Genomic DNA, 14,695 nt, shown 5'->3' with positions numbered 1-14,695 from the left:
GTAAAAAGAGAGACAAACATGCCCAAGAATTGTGCGAACCTTTTAAAGGCGCTATCCTTTGGATCGATCACTTATAGAACTGTACCATAACGCGTTTTATATAATTCCAGAGCGTGAAGATGTGTGACTTTCGCTCTATGTTGCGTTCTCTCCTTCACATCAGGGAATTCCTCTGCTTCTACATAATCGGCAAGCACATCAATGATGCCATCTAATAATTTCGCCTTAAAATAAAGTCCCATCCGTTCAAACCGCTCATCTCCTGCAAGTACTCTCACTCTTTCCTCCCACATCGATCATTCCTCCGTATAAACCCAAGACCAAAGCAGCGATGCATAATCTGCTGCGCCATCTCCAAGAGTAAGGTCATCCCAATCAATCATGCAAAACCCGTCCGCATTCACTAAAATATTTTGCTGGTTCAAGTCATTATGAACAACATCATCAGCTGGACGTTCAAAATGAGGGGAATGTAGCACTTCCTCTTCCAACTGATCCGTCACATCATGAAACCAATCAAAGGTTTCCTTTTCTACAAAAGAAAGGATTTCTCTATTGGCATCAATAATTTTCATATCTTCTCTGAACCGACGAATATACGTTCCGATGAAAGCATCTGCGCACCTTTTTTCTGCTGCTCCAAGCATACGTTTAAGCTTTTGATCACCGTGTAACTGAGATACCTTCGAAAAAATTTCATCCGTCCAAGCTTGATTTTCCCATACCTCCCCAGAAAAAAATTCGAACACAAGACCATAAGGGTGATCAGGAATCACCGATTCATGAATGTCCATAACCAACATTGGTGCTTGATAATGTTCCGTCAAATATTTGTGATGACGCGCCCATTGTTGTAACTTCGGTTGATGGTCCCGCTTTGCAAACTTCACATGCAAGTGTTTTTTCTCATCAGAAATTTGATAGGACTGATTAACAAAACCATTTGGATTCCATATGTACTGAATGTCGGTATCATCTATATCCAACCCAAGACCAGCTTTTTGCGCCCAATCTATCAAACGACTTTTCACCCATTTTTGATCCATCCAATCATCCTCCTACGATTATATTCTTTTTTAAACCCATTCCTTCCTGCTGTATCAAAGCTGCTATATCTCAAAAGCATCAGCATCCAACTTTTAGTAGGTCATTCATTCTTTCCGAAAAATGAATGAATGACCTCCACATCCGACATCTTGTACAAAAAACCCCCTCCTGTCCAATCTTCCTCCCCTATGATTTAACGTTTTGTCAATTGTCAGACAATTATGAACTTGATATAGTTAGTAAAACAAGGAGGAGATCCAACTTGAAGATCAATCAAAAAAGATTTCAGGAACACATCGAAACCTTAGCCGAAATCGGGAAAATTGGAGAAACCGGTGTCTGTCGACTCGCTCATTCGAAAGAAGACAGAGAAGCCGTTGATGTTGTACGCCTTTGGATGGAAGAAGCCGGTCTTGATACACATATTGACGGATTCGGGAACTTAGTTGGTCGTGTCGAAGGAAAAGAAAAAGACAAACCGATTCTAATGTTAGGTTCCCATATTGACTCCCAGCCCTATGGCGGTCGTTTTGACGGAACATTAGGTGCTTTAGGCGCCATTGAAGTTGTACATACGATGAAAGAAGAAGGCATCACCCCCAATCGCTCCATAGAGGTGATCTGCTTTGCAGATGAAGAGGGTTCCAGATTCAATAAAGGTGTCTTCGGTGTCCGCGGAATCATTGGTCAATTGGAAGATGGTGAACTCGAACGTAAAGATAAAAATGGGGTGACCCGATTAGAAGCACTTAGAGAATTCGGCGTAGAACCAGATTTGAGTCAAAGTCCTGTCTATAAGCCTGGCGATATTGAAGCCTTTCTTGAGCTTCATATCGAGCAGGGTCCTGTACTCGAGTCGCAAAACAAACCCGTCGGAATCGTATCCGCCATTTCCGGTCCGATCTGGCTTACAGTGACATTGGAAGGGTTTGCGGGACACGCAGGGTCTGTTCCGATGAACTTAAGGCAGGATGCGTTTCTAGGAGCCTCCATCATCACAAAAGAATTCAATGAACTTGTCCTTAAAGAAGGCACGCCGAATACTGTAGGAACTGTCGGCAGTGTCCAGACCTTCCCGAACTCCCGCAACATTATCCCTGAAAAAGTCGAGTTCACGATCGACCTTCGTGATATCGATTTGGATGCCCGCACAAAACTCGAAAAGAAACTCTATGAAATCATTGAACGTACAAGCAGAGAACACAACCTGGAATTCTCCATCAGTGAAGATACACGCAGTGATCCCCGCTACTGTGCCGATTGGATCAAAGACATCATGAAAAAGGAAGACGAACAGCTCGGTTATGACTCCCCAACCTTGATGAGCGGCCCTTTTCACGATGCCTTATTCATGTCCTACATCAGTGATTACGGGATGATTTTCGTCCGGTGTGAAAAAGGGATCAGCCACAACCCGTTGGAATATGCCGAAATGGAAGACATGCAAAAAGGAGTCGAGCTCCTCTACCACACCGCGTTAAAAATCGCTCAGTCCTAAATGGAGGGAGAAAAGATGGAAGCAACAACCGTATTCATCAACGGAGAAGTTATAACCGCAGATCAACATGGCACCATCCAGGAAGCCCTTGCTGTCAAAGGGAAGCGGATTCTTCAAGTAGGATCGACGGCTGAAATAATGGAACGGTGCAGTTCTCACACAGAGGTCATTGATCTGAATGGAAGAAGTCTGCTGCCAGGATTTAATGATGCCCACGCCCACCTCGAGTTGTACGGAACCAATCAGCTCGGCGTCAACCTGAAGCAGGAGGATTCCATAGATTCTATCATTGAAAAACTTCATATGCGGGCAGAGGAAACACCTCAAGGAGAATGGGTCCGCGGCTGGGGGTACAATCAAAACGCCCTGCTTGAAGAACGCCATCTGACAAAATGGGATTTGGACAAAGTGTCCACGTCCCATCCAATCATTGTCGTACGTACCTGTGGTCATATTTCATGTGTGAATAGCAAAGCACTGGAAATGGCAGGCCTCACTTCACAAACACCAAATCCACCCGGGGGAACCTATCACAGGGATGGTGACGATCTTACCGGATTATTGTTGGAAGCCGCCCATATGGAAATGTTCCAGCTTGCCGATTATTCAGAGGCGGAAGTGATGCTTGGATTACAAATGGCCTCAAGTCACTTTTTACAAAATGGGATAACGAGCGTCCATGATGCCGGAGGATATGGCACGAAACACATCCGCTACTTACAAAAAGCTGCTCAGAGAGGTAAAATCAGACAGCGTCTTTACGTCATGTATGGTTCCCTCTACGATTCTCCATCCGTAGTCAAAGCAGGTGTAGAAAGCGGGATCATGACAGGACTCGGTGACGATTGGTTTAAAATCGGTCCTGCGAAAGTTTTCATTGATGGAAGCAGCAGCGGCCCCACATGCAAAACCCGGAAGCCATATACGAGTAATCCAGATGATTCAGGTATTCTATATATGGATCAAAAAGAACTGGATCAACACCTCCTCCCTGCACACAAACAAGGGTGGCAAATTACCGCTCATGCCATGGGGGATGAATCCGTACATATGCTGTTGACCACAATTGAGCGAGCGCTCAATCACAAAACAGGCATGAACAATCGTCACAGGCTTGAGCATGCAGGAATCACTCCCCCTGACCTTGTAGAAAGGATAAAAGCCACCCATTCCATTCCGATTCCGAACCCTGCTTTTCTTTACGAATTCGGAGACGGGTATATCAACGATTACGGGGACAGAATCCACCACTTTTTCCCGTTAAAAAGTTATCTGGAACAGAACATTCCGTTTGCCATCGGTTCCGATAGCCCCATTACATCGGTGAATCCGCTGATTGGCATCCACGCAGCCGTCAATCGAACAAGTAAAAACGGACAATCCGTCGGACCAGATCAGACTATTACGGTCGAAGAAGCGATCCGCGCTTATACGTGGGCAGGGGCTTACGCAAGCGGCGATGAACATTTAAAAGGAACAATCGAACCAGAAAAGTACGCAGATCTCGTCATACTCGACCAATCGATCCTGCATTGTCCCTCTCATCAATTAAAGGACATCCAAGTTGAAATGACGGTCCTGAATGGAGATCTCGTGTATGAAAAACAAAAGGAGGATGCTCATTGACCAAACAAAAGTTTGTTAAAATTTACTGCCTATCCTTAACCATCCCATTTTCACTCCTGGTCTTCCCTCTATTCTCCATCGCCAACAGGGAAACGCCATTCATTATCGGGTTACCTTTTTCGGTATTCTGGGTCATTTTTTGGATCGTAGTCACATTCATCATCGTCCTATTCCTGTACAAAATCGATCCTGACAAAGACGAAAAGGAGGTCCACTAAATGGCACAATGGCAAATTGCAATGATCATGATGATTGGTTATCTTGTCGTCGCTTTATTCATCGGGGTTTTAGCTGGCCGTAACCAGGACAAAAGTTCACTAGAAGAGTTCACAACAGCAAAAGGGAATCTCGGTCTGTTCGTCATGTGGTTCCTCATGGGTGGAGCGGTCTTCAGCGCCTTCTCTTTCCTTGGCGCTCCGGGATGGGCCTTTTCCCGCGGTGCTCCAGCTTTGTACATCATCACCTATACAGCCTTCGCCATCTTACCTTGGTATATCATTGGACCGAAAATCGGAGCTATCGGCCGGAAGCACAACATCTATACGGTCGCCGGATTTTTACAGCTGCGCTACTCCAGCCGTGTGATCGCCATGATCATTGGAATTGTCGCTTTACTAGCCTCTATCCAGTACTTGGCCACACAAATGAAAGGGATGGCCTATATTTTCAACATCATGACAGAAGGACGGATCCCCTTCTGGCTTGGTGCCCTGCTTTCTTACGGAATTGTTGTCGTTTACGTAGCTACTGGCGGGCTTCGGGCTGCAGCCTGGTCTGATGTGTTTCAAGGGATTCTCATGATCGTCATTTCCTGGACGGTCGGTCTGACAATCGTGAATCAGCTTCATGACAGTGTCCCGAACATGTTCCGTAATTTGACACAGGACAACCCAGGCTTTCTGCAGATCGGTGCAGAAGGTTCAACGATGTCCACGATGGCATACACCACGACTATACTCGTATCGACCATCGGGTTTCTCATGTGGCCGCACTTGTTTTCAAAATCCTATGCTACAAAAGCACGGACGATCAAGAAAACCGTGCTCGTCTATCCTATGTTCGCCTTGTTCTTAATCCCGCTCTTGTTCGTCGGATTTTCTGCCGTCAACGTCATCCAATCCGACCAAATCGGTTCACCTGATGAAATTTTGCCATACCTGATTACCACCGTTCTCACTTTGCCGGGCTGGGTGTATGGCCTTGTCGGTGCTGGTGCCCTGGCAGCCGCCATGAGTACCGCGGATGCCATCACACACAGCGCTTCCCTTGAATTCACGGACGGATTGATCCGCAACGTGAAAAGGGACCTTTCAAAGAAAGCGACGCTTTTAATCATGAGAATCGGCGTGTTCGTAATTGGCGGGCTGGCCTATTTCATCACTGTGTTTGGTGGACAGGGGTTGATCGCCCTCCTCCTCGGAGCCTACGGATCAATCGTCCAATTCGCACCTGGGGTATATGGTGCTTTGTATTCGAAAAAAATCACCGCACCAGCTGTCATTACAGGATTAATCTCAGGAACCGTCGTCAACTACTACTTCCAGCTTGTCGCGGAGTCCACCCCTTTGGATATTAATCCAGGGATCCTCGGCTTGATTGTTAACGTAGGACTTGTCGTTCTAATCAGTGCTTTTACTCAAGGAAAAGAGATGCCAATGGCAGAGGAATATAGAAAAATAGGGTCATAAACAAAAAGGCACAGGCGTTTAGTAAACGCTGTGCCTTTTCAATGAAGAAACACATGCACGAGGAGTGCAGAAAGAATGATTTCCATAACCTTAATCGAAAAAGGGAGCCTCCCTTTCGCACCTGAACGATGACTCTCCACATGTTGTTTATGTTTCGTAACATCATTGTAGGGCTTCTTCATTCCACCTTAACCCTTACCCAGTCCGTCTCTTTCGGAAAATCCTCACGAGTTAATGGTCTCCCTTCGATCCATTGCCTGTATGCTGTCATCGTACCATCATGTGTAACGACAAAAACACGGTCTTTCCCTTGCTGCTTACACCAATGAATCAGTTCAGAAGCAACGTCCACGAATTCCTTTTCAGGGATATCATTGATCCCCTCTTCCCATCGTTCACCAATCAAATGAAAGTCCGGGAATTCAGCAGAAACCCGGTCTTTACCTAATGTTCGGTCACACGGTAAAGTTTTCCACTCCTTCTTCTGCGGAAACATGCGGGGGCCAACGGCAGGAGACACAAATCTACGGCATGAAATGTCTTCAGTCCACCGTTCAGCCGTTTGTAAAGTTCTTACCGTCGGACTGACGATGAGTAGATCTTCAGAGGATAGGGACCATGTTTCTTGTAATTTTATTGCCTGTCTTTCTCCACGGGTTGTCAATACAGGGTGGAGGGTATGTAATCCATCAGTTGTTGCCGTATGTTCTCCTTCCCCATGACGCACAAATACAAGCTCCATCATTGTCCTCCTTCCATTATACTTTCACTCCCATTTTCCTTACATAACTAAGAACCGTAAGTACAATGAAGTACAACCAAGCACACCCGATGATAAAAGCCGAAACCACAAGCTCTTCTCCCCTTCCTAGAGAGGAAGTAAACACAACGACCCCACTTAACCCCAAACCTATGAGCGTATAATAAGGAAAGGTTTGCCACCATTTCCGCGTAGGCCATACACGATCGATGATAATAGACAAGAGAATTCCCACAAAGAGATAAACAGGAAATATGTACAAAAATATAAGAGCTGAAACATCCCCATCACCGGGAGATAAGACGTTCACCGTGATTGATACGATGATGGATGAAAAGAAGGCGGCTATCATTCCCGTATATATTTTCATCATACGTTCACCCTCCGTCCTGAACTTTTGAACCTAAAGTTATTTCCCGAGCAATATTCATTCATACCGTAACACAGTCTATGATTTGTTTACTAACAAAAAAAAGGATGGAGCATCCTCCACCCTTTTTGCTATTTAAGCACTCCACAACTTTTGGAACACCTGCTCCTGAATGGTCTCATGCCGTTTCACCGTCAATAAACTAAACAAGATATAAGCAAGCAGACTCAAAAGTACAGGCAGTACTACTGTATGCATACCAAGCGCTTGAGGCATAAAGCTATGAAATAAAATATAGCTTCCTACCCCTGTTAAAATAGAAGCAATGGCTCCACTGGCATTGCCTTTTTTCCAATATAACCCCATGATGACAGGCCAAATGAAAGCTGCTTCCAAACCACCGAAAGCAAATAAGTTCAACCAAATCAGTAAATCCGGCGGCTGAATTGCCATGGCAAATACGAGAATTCCAATGATTGCGGTAACTGAAATACTCAGTCGTTTCACCTTCTTCGCACTTGCCTCAGGGTTCACATAGTTCATATACACATCTTTCACTACAGCTGAACTGACAAGCAGAAGGAGTGAATCGACGGTCGACATGATTGCGGCCATCGGGGCTGCAAGTACAATGCCTGCCAGCCATGCCGGCAGCACCTCCATAGCGATTCGCGGCATCACTGTATCTCCGACTTCAATTCCAGGAAGGACAGGTCTAGCAAAGACACCTGTCAAATGCATGCCGAGCATGATGACACCGACCACAACAGTACCGATAATCAAAGCCCTGTGCATCCCGCGTGAGCTCTTATAGCTCATGGCACGGACAGCGACTTGCGGCAGACCGACGACACCCACACCGACAAGGATCCAAAAGGACGATACATACACCGGCGTAAGGGAACGGTCCGCTCCATACGGCGAAATTAGATCCGGGTTCTCTGCAGCAAGATCGGAGATAATGTTCTCAATCCCGCCCCCTACGATAATCGTACCGATCAAGATGATCATCGTCCCGAAAAACATGATGACCCCCTGCACAGTATCCGTAATCGCTACAGCACGGAATCCTCCGATAATGACATAAACAAGCACAGAAACAGCGAAAATGAACAAGGCTGCCGTATAGGAAAGACCTGTAAAGGATTCAATCAGGCGCGCACCTCCGACCCACTGGGCCGCCATCGCGGAGAATAAGAAAATGATGATGCTTGCCGCTGAAAGAATGACTACCCATTTACTTTGATAACGTTCCCTTAAGAAATCCACAAGTGTGACAGCACGAATCTTCCTAGCCATGATGGCAAATTTCTTTCCAAGTACCGACAGTACAAAATAGCCCGTCGCAAGCTGTGTCATGGAAAGCAAAACCCAGCCCAGTCCGACTGTGTAAGCGACTCCAGGGCCGCCGACAAAGCTGCTCGCACTTCCATAAGTGGCCACCATCGTCATCGCTAAAATGAAACCACCAAGCTGACGGCTTCCTAAAAAATATTCCTGCAGAAAATCCGTACTAGACTTTAAGTATTTCGAAGCATAAAAGCCGATGAAGAAAATGATCACTAAAAATAATAGCAGTGGTATAACAACGCCCCAGTTCATTTTTCATCCTCCTCATCCAGCGGTACTTCCTTAAATAAAAACTTGACCGCAAAAATCACGAGAAGGAAGATAAAAACCGTGACGGCGATACAACTATAAAAAAACCAAGCAGGAAAGCCGAAAATGTAGTCGTACTCCTCCACAGGCCCTGACCCGAGACCATAGGCAAAGCCATACCAAAGAATGAAGTTCACGACAACAAGCGCGACTCCGATCAACGCTTCTTTATTCGCAATTTTGTAACGCGGATCTTCCATCCGCTTTTCTTGTTGATTCATAGATTATTCCCCCTTGCTCAACCGAACGTCTACTTATTTCTGTCTGTATTTGTTCTTTGCTGCATTCTTGTTTTCTTCTTTTCCAAGCTTACCGAAAAATCACTCGTCTGTCTGCACCCTTTTTTCACAAAAACGTGCTACTCCACCCCTTCCAGACATAAAGTATGAATGGTCCTTTTTTGAATATTAACCCCCGATAGTTGAAGGCTCAGTTTCGAGATGTTCCTGGGTTCGTTGCCTGGTTTGAGCGTTAGGGGTGGTTGGGAAGCTACTCGCTTTCCTGTGGGGGAGTGGCGAGCTTCCTCGGACTACGTCCTGCGGGATCTCGCCTATCTCCTTTCTCCCACGGGAGTCTCGCAGCTTCCCAACCGCCCCGTTTGATATAGTGGAGAAACGAACCCCTTCGTCCGAAGGGCTGTCTTCCACTGTCCACATGCTGCACGCAGGAAGCCCTCTATATCAAACATTAGGAATCCAAATACATGACCCGTGTGCTTAAAACTCCTCATCTGCATCAATTGAAAATGAGCTGTTTCCAGAAGTGGTTTTGATACACTTATATGGCAAAGGGGCGGAGGGGAATGGGGAGACTCCTGCGGGAAAAGAGTGCTTGGTGAGACCCCGCAAGGCGTCAGCCTGAGGAGGCTCACCGCGCTCCCGCGGAAAGCGACTCATTCCCCGCAGCCCCATCCACTCAAAAAACATCTCGAAACTAAATCTTTAAGAATCCTGCCACATGCTTTAATAACTAGTAAACATGACTACCTTTTGATTAGAAAAACTTTTGCTTGCGTTACCGGCTGCATCATGTAGAATGGATATATTCATAGATACAAAGGGAGTGCGCCGAATGAAAAGACACTCAGCCTTGTTCATAGTCATCCTGCTTCTCAGTTTTGCATTGCCGTTTACATACGGCGAACACCAAAGCGGCTATTTCAAAGGCGACGTCCAGGAAAGCACTCTACTTGAAACAACGTCCTCAAACGATGATCAAACAGACAAAACGTTTGTCACTCCAGCTTTGTTTGGTTTTCTGTTGATCGTACGCTTATGTACAAAAATTACATCAACATCCATGAGGCCCTTTCGCAAGTTATTCTTTCTGAACCCTGTGTTCTATCAATCCAATTATGTGATTCAATACCTTTGATGTTGCTCCAGTCAGCCAACAATCAAAGGAGGGTTCACCTATGTTATGGTTCAGAATGATCATGATCGGTATGTTCTCATTGACAGCTTTGTCTCTCTTATCTTATCAGGGAACAGAGATCTATCATGCTTTCCTCGAGTTCTTTAACAAAAAATAACCTTAGACCCATACGCAGTTTCATGCGTATGGGTCTTTTATAGAGGGAATTCCAGTTGAATATCTCTAGGTTCACGCGAAAAAATAATAGGATTGACCTCCTGAGCGAGCACACAACCCATCTTCTGATAAAACTTCTGGGTGCCGACAGAGGGATGGGCACCAATATACAGTTTCTCCGCTCCCAATGCTTTCGCAACCGCTCCCGCTTTCTGGAAAAGCAATCTCCCTATCCCAGTTCCTCTAAGGTTCCGGCTCACGTGTATGTACGATAATTCTCGGTACATGGCCTTTTCCCCAAAAGGAGTCGCTTCAATGACAGCGAACCCGTAGACTTTCTGCTCCTTCACAGCCGCTACTACGGCTCCGCCATTTTCTATCACCAACCGAAAGTGATGAATGATTGTCTGTTTGTTTTCTTCGGTCCAATCCTCTTCAAAAGAATCGCGTTCTTCATTAAATACGCCTGATTTCAACACCCATACGCGGTCCGTTTTTTGATATCGATCAAAAGCATCCAGCATGCGATTGTTAAGATCAAAATATTTCAATGGAATGATGTTCATTTCTTTCCTCCAGTCTTCACGTCAAAAAAGAGCCCCTTAATGGCGGCCCCATCGCGCTTATTTGTAAAGAAGGTTTAAGCGTTCTTCCTCTTCTTTTTTATCATGATACTCATAAAAACCTACCCCGTTGCCCCAAGGATCTTCAAAAGTCCCCCACTTGACGGGGACCTCTTCACGCGAATGGATGTCAAAAGGGGCAATGCCTAATTCTTCAATCAGAAAGTCTTTTGTCGCTTCAAGGTCTGTAACGCCAATACGGAAAGGTCCACTGTTTTCAGCTGGCGCTCCCTCCGCCAGCTGCAGCCAGAATCCAGGGATGACCTCCCACTCGACAAAACCTTCATGAGGGATGAAATCAGGCTTCTTCCTAAGTAGTTTTTCATACCATTGCTGCCCTTCTACAAGGTCGGGGACACGTATTTGATTGGTCACTTCGAATAACACGAGCGTTCCTCCTTAGTCCTTAGTATTCAACTTTTGCAAAAGCGGTGGGAGTTCAGTCAAATGAAAGATAGAATAGCGAGCCAATGATTCTTCCTCTTGTCTATCCTTTTTCCAAACGGGTGTCATCCCAATATTTTCTGCTGCTTGCACATCTTTTTCCATATGATCTCCGACATATATACATGCTTCAGGCGGCTGATTCATCCGTTCCATCGCTCGTTCAAAAATCGTTGGGTCAGGTTTTTTTACCCCTTCCAACTCTGAGATGAGGATGGTTTTGAAAAAAGGTTGAATGCCTAAGGCCTTCATGTTGTCCATTTGGAAACGACTTCTTCCATTTGTGATGAGACCCAGATGGTATTTGTTCGCTATTAATTGCAGCAAGACTTCCTGTAGTCCTTGAAAAGGAATACAATGATGTTTAAAAGAGTCCTGATAATCTTGATAGAGCTCTACCTCCATGCCTTTCCCTAAAGCCAGTTCATGTACAAGTTGTTGATAAACTTGATCCTTAGGCCGATACCCTTGCTCATCCAATTCAATGAATCTTGAGGTGAAAACTTCTCTTGATACAGAATTGAGAGACTTCTCGAATCGAGCGAATTGATCGTTAATAAAATGCTCAACAGAAGCATCGCGGTCCAAAAGCGTCCGGTCCAAGTCAAAAATAACAGCCTTGATCATATTCGATGTCCTTCTTCTCTCGCTTTTCGATAACCGTAAAAGGAACAGTTTTCCTCTACATGAAAACCACAAGACTCATAGAATGAGAAATTCTCTTCCGATGTATGCGCAAACCAATCTCCATGCGGCAGTTTTTCCATACATAAAGAAATCAGCTTATGGGCGAGTCCCTTTCCTCGGTAAGGTTCCGAAACGACCAAGTCCATGATCGTCGCCATCATGATTTGATCAGAAACGACTCGAACCATTCCTACCATTTCTTCTTGATCCCATACGGTAAACGCCCATGTAGAGTTCTCAAAGATGAGAGAAAATTTTTCTTCCTGCCACAAAGGAACACCTTGTGACCAACCGACCTCTTCAAACAGCTGTTTTGCACGTTTGGCAGGTACTCCCTTTGTGCCTTCACGAATCGTCAATCCTCGGAAATACTGATACATCCCTTACTCCTCCGGAAACGTGCGCTGCAAGAAGGTAACAGATTGAAGGATAAGTTCTTTTAAAACCTCTTCATCAATGTCATCCACCTTGTTGATATACACACACGCTTTTCCACTCTTGTGTTTCCCAAACTTCTCAAGAAGCTCTTCACGTCCCGGATCACCCGTTGCGAAATAAAGGCTGATTTTCGCTTTGCGTGGAGAAAAGCCTACAAGTGGAGCATCCCCTTCATGGCCCGTCTTATATTTGTAATGATAAGAACCGAAGCCAATGATGGACGGTCCCCACATTTTGGCTTCATACCCTGTCGTTTCAGTGAAAATGTCCAACAACCGGTAGGCATCTTCCCGCTTTTTCGGATGGTCCACTTCTTCAATGAATGCAATCACGCTACGATCGTTCTGCTTAGTTTTTTGTTCATAAGCCATCTCTCCCACCCCTTTCCCCTGTGTTCTTATACTAGTTCCACTATCTAGCCTTCATTTCCTTTTAAAACCCTAAAGAAAAAAGGAGGACCTGCAACGGAACCTCCTTTCCATCATTAGGCTGAGGATTTCCGAATTCAGTTTTCCTGAACCATTTTGTCACCCCTTTTCTTCACCAGCAACAAAAAAATAAACCTCCCTAATGAGGAGGTTTATTTAAGTTCTTCGTATATTTCTGTGACCCAAAAGTGCCGCGGGAAAATGAATAGTGTCCAATAATCCTGCCAGTCCGACTTTTCGACCTCTGTCTTTTGCACAGGAGGTTTCGCTTCTTTCTCCACCTTTTCCATCTGTGCTGAAAATATCTCTTTTCCATCTGAATTGGTTACAGAAAGCATCCCTGCCCCGTCCATTTCCGCGTTAACAGGATCTCCTTTTAGGTGAGTGTAGGAAATCTCCTCAGGGAGTTGATAGTCTTCTTTTACACCTGGAAATTCTTCGTTGGGTTTTAATACCGATGTTTCATAGAATTCAAATCCATAGTCCAGCAGTTTCTTCGTATCTTCATAAGACAAATCTTTCGTGCGGCTTTTCATTGTAATTACAATCAAATCCATATTCTCCCGGCTCGCACTCGTAGCCAAAGTGAAACCAGATTGTGGTACATATCCTGTCTTCCCACCTGTCACACCTTCATACGGGTCTTCTCTCATTAAACGGTGATGAGTATACAGCGTAGCATCCCACTTCTCCCCATCCCAATCCAGGGTCTCTAACCCATAAATTTCTTTGAACGTCTCATTTTCTTGTGCATACTTCGTAATTTCAGCCAAGTCTTTCGCTGTCGTCCGATGCTCCGAGTCGAACAAACCATGAGGATTCTTGAAATCCGTCTGCTTCACACCGGCTTTTTCTTTAAGGTACGCATTCAAGTCTTCAGAGAATTGCTCGACACTCCCACTTAAATGCTCGGCAATCGCAACACCAGCATCATTCCCGGAGTTTAAGAGCAGCCCTTGCACGAGCTCTTTTAAGGTTGCCTGGTCTCCCTCTTCAAGAAAAACACTGGAACCTCCTGTTTCATAAGCCCTTTCACTAACCGTTACAGTCTCATTAAGGTCCCCGTTTTCAATGGCATAGATCGCTGTTGCAATCTTTGTCAAACTGGCCGGGTACATACTCGTCTCAGCATTCTTCTCATATAAAACTTTTCCTGTATTCGCCTCAAGAACGATGGCCGCTTCACTATTGATCAACGGAGAATCCGGTTTGGAAATGGCCATCACTATGTTTGAATTCATATAAAACGTGGTATATAGAACTACAATGATTATTATAAGTTTCTTCATTTAAATGACGACTCCCTGTACACAGTTATTGATCTTATACATTCGCTCTTTTTAACCATGTATCAGTATATACATAATTGTCGCAATTTGAAGAAAACCCACGAATTCTTAAATAAATTGTAATACCCTTGTAAACTACTTGGATATTTTCTGAAAATTTTCCAACTGCTGTTTCTTTAATAATATGGAAGATGTCAACGTCCTACGGGAAAAGGTTCGCTTTCCCAACCACCATCCAACCATACAAAAGTTCCAAAACAGCCCCTCAGGAATAGGCAGCTTTTACAGAAAAAAGAGGCTGGGACAAAACTCAGCCTCTGAAACAAAAAGGAGCCCTGCGAACCAATTTGGTTCGCAGGGCTCCTCAATTTATGTTGTCTTTTTTCATTTCAATTAAAAATAAGAGCACACTCTGATAAAATTAAAGTTCCTACACAATAACCTCGGAGGTGCTCTTATGTTTAAAAATTATAACATGAATCAAGTGGTTTTGCCCATGGACGTTGAAATGAAACTTCAGGAAAATGACATCGCCTATTCGGTCCATGAATTGGTGGAAAGTATTCCGGATGAGGATTTCTCATGTTTCATGCGTGATACGGGATGCC

17 protein-coding genes are annotated in these 14,695 nt (G+C 44.9%); 5 read left to right on the top strand and 12 right to left on the bottom strand.

Annotated features, from left to right (window positions below):
* Window positions 1-71: 71 nt before the first annotated feature.
* Both BLS23_RS01790 and BLS23_RS01785 read right to left on the bottom strand, forming a co-directional pair.
* Window positions 72-293, bottom strand: coding sequence for a hypothetical protein (locus tag BLS23_RS01790; RefSeq protein WP_089650815.1), 222 nt, complete (start codon window positions 291-293; stop codon window positions 72-74).
* A 3-nt stretch (window positions 294-296) separates the two neighbouring features.
* Window positions 297-1,046: an aminoglycoside phosphotransferase family protein gene (locus BLS23_RS01785; protein ID WP_089650814.1), complete on the bottom strand. Its 750-nt coding sequence runs from the start codon at window positions 1,044-1,046 to the stop codon at window positions 297-299.
* 263 nt (window positions 1,047-1,309) lie between these two features.
* Between BLS23_RS01785 and BLS23_RS01780 the strand changes: the two genes are divergently transcribed.
* The 4 genes from BLS23_RS01780 to BLS23_RS01765 are packed head-to-tail and all read left to right on the top strand — an operon-like array spanning window position 1,310 to window position 5,859.
* The gene (locus BLS23_RS01780) at window positions 1,310-2,545 is read left to right on the top strand and encodes a Zn-dependent hydrolase (RefSeq protein ID WP_244157026.1); all 1,236 of its coding nucleotides are present in this window, start codon (window positions 1,310-1,312) and stop codon (window positions 2,543-2,545) included.
* A 15-nt stretch (window positions 2,546-2,560) separates the two neighbouring features.
* A complete protein-coding gene (locus tag BLS23_RS01775; protein WP_089650812.1) occupies window positions 2,561-4,171 on the top strand; it encodes an amidohydrolase in 1,611 nt (536 codons plus the stop codon).
* Window positions 4,168-4,389, top strand: coding sequence for a DUF3311 domain-containing protein (locus tag BLS23_RS01770; protein ID WP_089650811.1), 222 nt, complete (start codon window positions 4,168-4,170; stop codon window positions 4,387-4,389). Before BLS23_RS01775 ends, BLS23_RS01770 begins: the two co-directional genes overlap by 4 nt.
* Complete coding sequence (locus BLS23_RS01765) at window positions 4,390-5,859, top strand: sodium:solute symporter family protein (protein ID WP_089650810.1); 1,470 nt, start codon at window positions 4,390-4,392, stop codon at window positions 5,857-5,859.
* Window positions 5,860-6,037: 178 nt separating this feature from the next.
* Here the strand turns inward: BLS23_RS01765 and BLS23_RS01760 are convergent, their stop codons facing one another.
* From BLS23_RS01760 to BLS23_RS01745, 4 genes are all read right to left on the bottom strand, one after another.
* Complete coding sequence (locus BLS23_RS01760; protein WP_089650809.1) at window positions 6,038-6,601, bottom strand: histidine phosphatase family protein; 564 nt, start codon at window positions 6,599-6,601, stop codon at window positions 6,038-6,040.
* Window positions 6,602-6,617: 16 nt separating this feature from the next.
* Window positions 6,618-6,992 (bottom strand): hypothetical protein, encoded by a 375-nt coding sequence (locus BLS23_RS01755; protein ID WP_089650808.1) that lies wholly within the window; start codon window positions 6,990-6,992, stop codon window positions 6,618-6,620.
* 132 nt (window positions 6,993-7,124) lie between these two features.
* Complete coding sequence (gene panF, locus BLS23_RS01750) at window positions 7,125-8,591, bottom strand: sodium/pantothenate symporter (RefSeq protein ID WP_089650807.1); 1,467 nt, start codon at window positions 8,589-8,591, stop codon at window positions 7,125-7,127.
* Window positions 8,588-8,848 (bottom strand): YhdT family protein, encoded by a 261-nt coding sequence (locus BLS23_RS01745; RefSeq protein ID WP_089651121.1) that lies wholly within the window; start codon window positions 8,846-8,848, stop codon window positions 8,588-8,590. The genes panF and BLS23_RS01745 overlap by 4 nt, the downstream gene beginning before the upstream one ends.
* Window positions 8,849-9,719: 871 nt before the next feature.
* Here BLS23_RS01745 and BLS23_RS01740 point away from each other — a divergent pair.
* Window positions 9,720-10,022: a hypothetical protein gene (locus BLS23_RS01740; protein ID WP_089650806.1), complete on the top strand. Its 303-nt coding sequence runs from the start codon at window positions 9,720-9,722 to the stop codon at window positions 10,020-10,022.
* Window positions 10,023-10,216: 194 nt separating this feature from the next.
* Here the strand turns inward: BLS23_RS01740 and BLS23_RS01735 are convergent, their stop codons facing one another.
* The 6 genes from BLS23_RS01735 to BLS23_RS01710 form a co-directional block, all read right to left on the bottom strand.
* Entirely contained in the window at window positions 10,217-10,744 is a 528-nt protein-coding gene (locus tag BLS23_RS01735) for a GNAT family N-acetyltransferase (protein ID WP_089650805.1), read from the bottom strand.
* Between the two features lie 57 nt (window positions 10,745-10,801).
* The gene (locus tag BLS23_RS01730) at window positions 10,802-11,188 is read right to left on the bottom strand and encodes a VOC family protein (protein WP_089650804.1); all 387 of its coding nucleotides are present in this window, start codon (window positions 11,186-11,188) and stop codon (window positions 10,802-10,804) included.
* A 12-nt stretch (window positions 11,189-11,200) separates the two neighbouring features.
* Window positions 11,201-11,872 carry an HAD family hydrolase gene (locus BLS23_RS01725; protein ID WP_089650803.1) on the bottom strand — a complete coding sequence of 224 codons (672 nt, stop codon included), beginning with the start codon at window positions 11,870-11,872 and terminating at the stop codon, window positions 11,201-11,203.
* Window positions 11,869-12,312, bottom strand: coding sequence for a GNAT family N-acetyltransferase (locus tag BLS23_RS01720; protein WP_089650802.1), 444 nt, complete (start codon window positions 12,310-12,312; stop codon window positions 11,869-11,871). The genes BLS23_RS01725 and BLS23_RS01720 overlap by 4 nt, the downstream gene beginning before the upstream one ends.
* A 3-nt stretch (window positions 12,313-12,315) precedes the next feature.
* The gene (locus tag BLS23_RS01715; protein ID WP_089650801.1) at window positions 12,316-12,741 is read right to left on the bottom strand and encodes a DUF1801 domain-containing protein; all 426 of its coding nucleotides are present in this window, start codon (window positions 12,739-12,741) and stop codon (window positions 12,316-12,318) included.
* 209 nt (window positions 12,742-12,950) lie between these two features.
* The gene (locus tag BLS23_RS01710; protein WP_089650800.1) at window positions 12,951-14,087 is read right to left on the bottom strand and encodes a D-alanyl-D-alanine carboxypeptidase family protein; all 1,137 of its coding nucleotides are present in this window, start codon (window positions 14,085-14,087) and stop codon (window positions 12,951-12,953) included.
* Window positions 14,088-14,695 lie beyond the last annotated feature (608 nt).

Source organism: Halobacillus aidingensis (assembly GCF_900104185.1).
Lineage (GTDB): Bacteria > Bacillota > Bacilli > Bacillales > Halobacillaceae > Halobacillus > Halobacillus aidingensis.
Note: the sequence above shows the minus strand (reverse complement) of the source record. Positions and strands in the feature narration are given on the sequence as shown.

Coding starts and splice junctions, on each gene's coding strand:
- BLS23_RS01790 (WP_089650815.1), bottom strand. CDS start 293: ATGTGGGAGGAAAGAGTGAGAGTACTTGCAGGAGATGAGCGGTTTGAA.
- BLS23_RS01785 (WP_089650814.1), bottom strand. CDS start 1,046: ATGGATCAAAAATGGGTGAAAAGTCGTTTGATAGATTGGGCGCAAAAA.
- BLS23_RS01775 (WP_089650812.1), top strand. CDS start 2,561: ATGGAAGCAACAACCGTATTCATCAACGGAGAAGTTATAACCGCAGAT.
- BLS23_RS01765 (WP_089650810.1), top strand. CDS start 4,390: ATGGCACAATGGCAAATTGCAATGATCATGATGATTGGTTATCTTGTC.
- BLS23_RS01760 (WP_089650809.1), bottom strand. CDS start 6,601: ATGGAGCTTGTATTTGTGCGTCATGGGGAAGGAGAACATACGGCAACA.
- BLS23_RS01755 (WP_089650808.1), bottom strand. CDS start 6,992: ATGATGAAAATATATACGGGAATGATAGCCGCCTTCTTTTCATCCATC.
- panF (WP_089650807.1), bottom strand. CDS start 8,591: ATGAACTGGGGCGTTGTTATACCACTGCTATTATTTTTAGTGATCATT.
- BLS23_RS01745 (WP_089651121.1), bottom strand. CDS start 8,848: ATGGAAGATCCGCGTTACAAAATTGCGAATAAAGAAGCGTTGATCGGA.
- BLS23_RS01740 (WP_089650806.1), top strand. CDS start 9,720: ATGAAAAGACACTCAGCCTTGTTCATAGTCATCCTGCTTCTCAGTTTT.
- BLS23_RS01735 (WP_089650805.1), bottom strand. CDS start 10,744: ATGAACATCATTCCATTGAAATATTTTGATCTTAACAATCGCATGCTG.
- BLS23_RS01725 (WP_089650803.1), bottom strand. CDS start 11,872: ATGATCAAGGCTGTTATTTTTGACTTGGACCGGACGCTTTTGGACCGC.
- BLS23_RS01720 (WP_089650802.1), bottom strand. CDS start 12,312: ATGTATCAGTATTTCCGAGGATTGACGATTCGTGAAGGCACAAAGGGA.
- BLS23_RS01715 (WP_089650801.1), bottom strand. CDS start 12,741: ATGGCTTATGAACAAAAAACTAAGCAGAACGATCGTAGCGTGATTGCA.
- BLS23_RS01710 (WP_089650800.1), bottom strand. CDS start 14,087: ATGAAGAAACTTATAATAATCATTGTAGTTCTATATACCACGTTTTAT.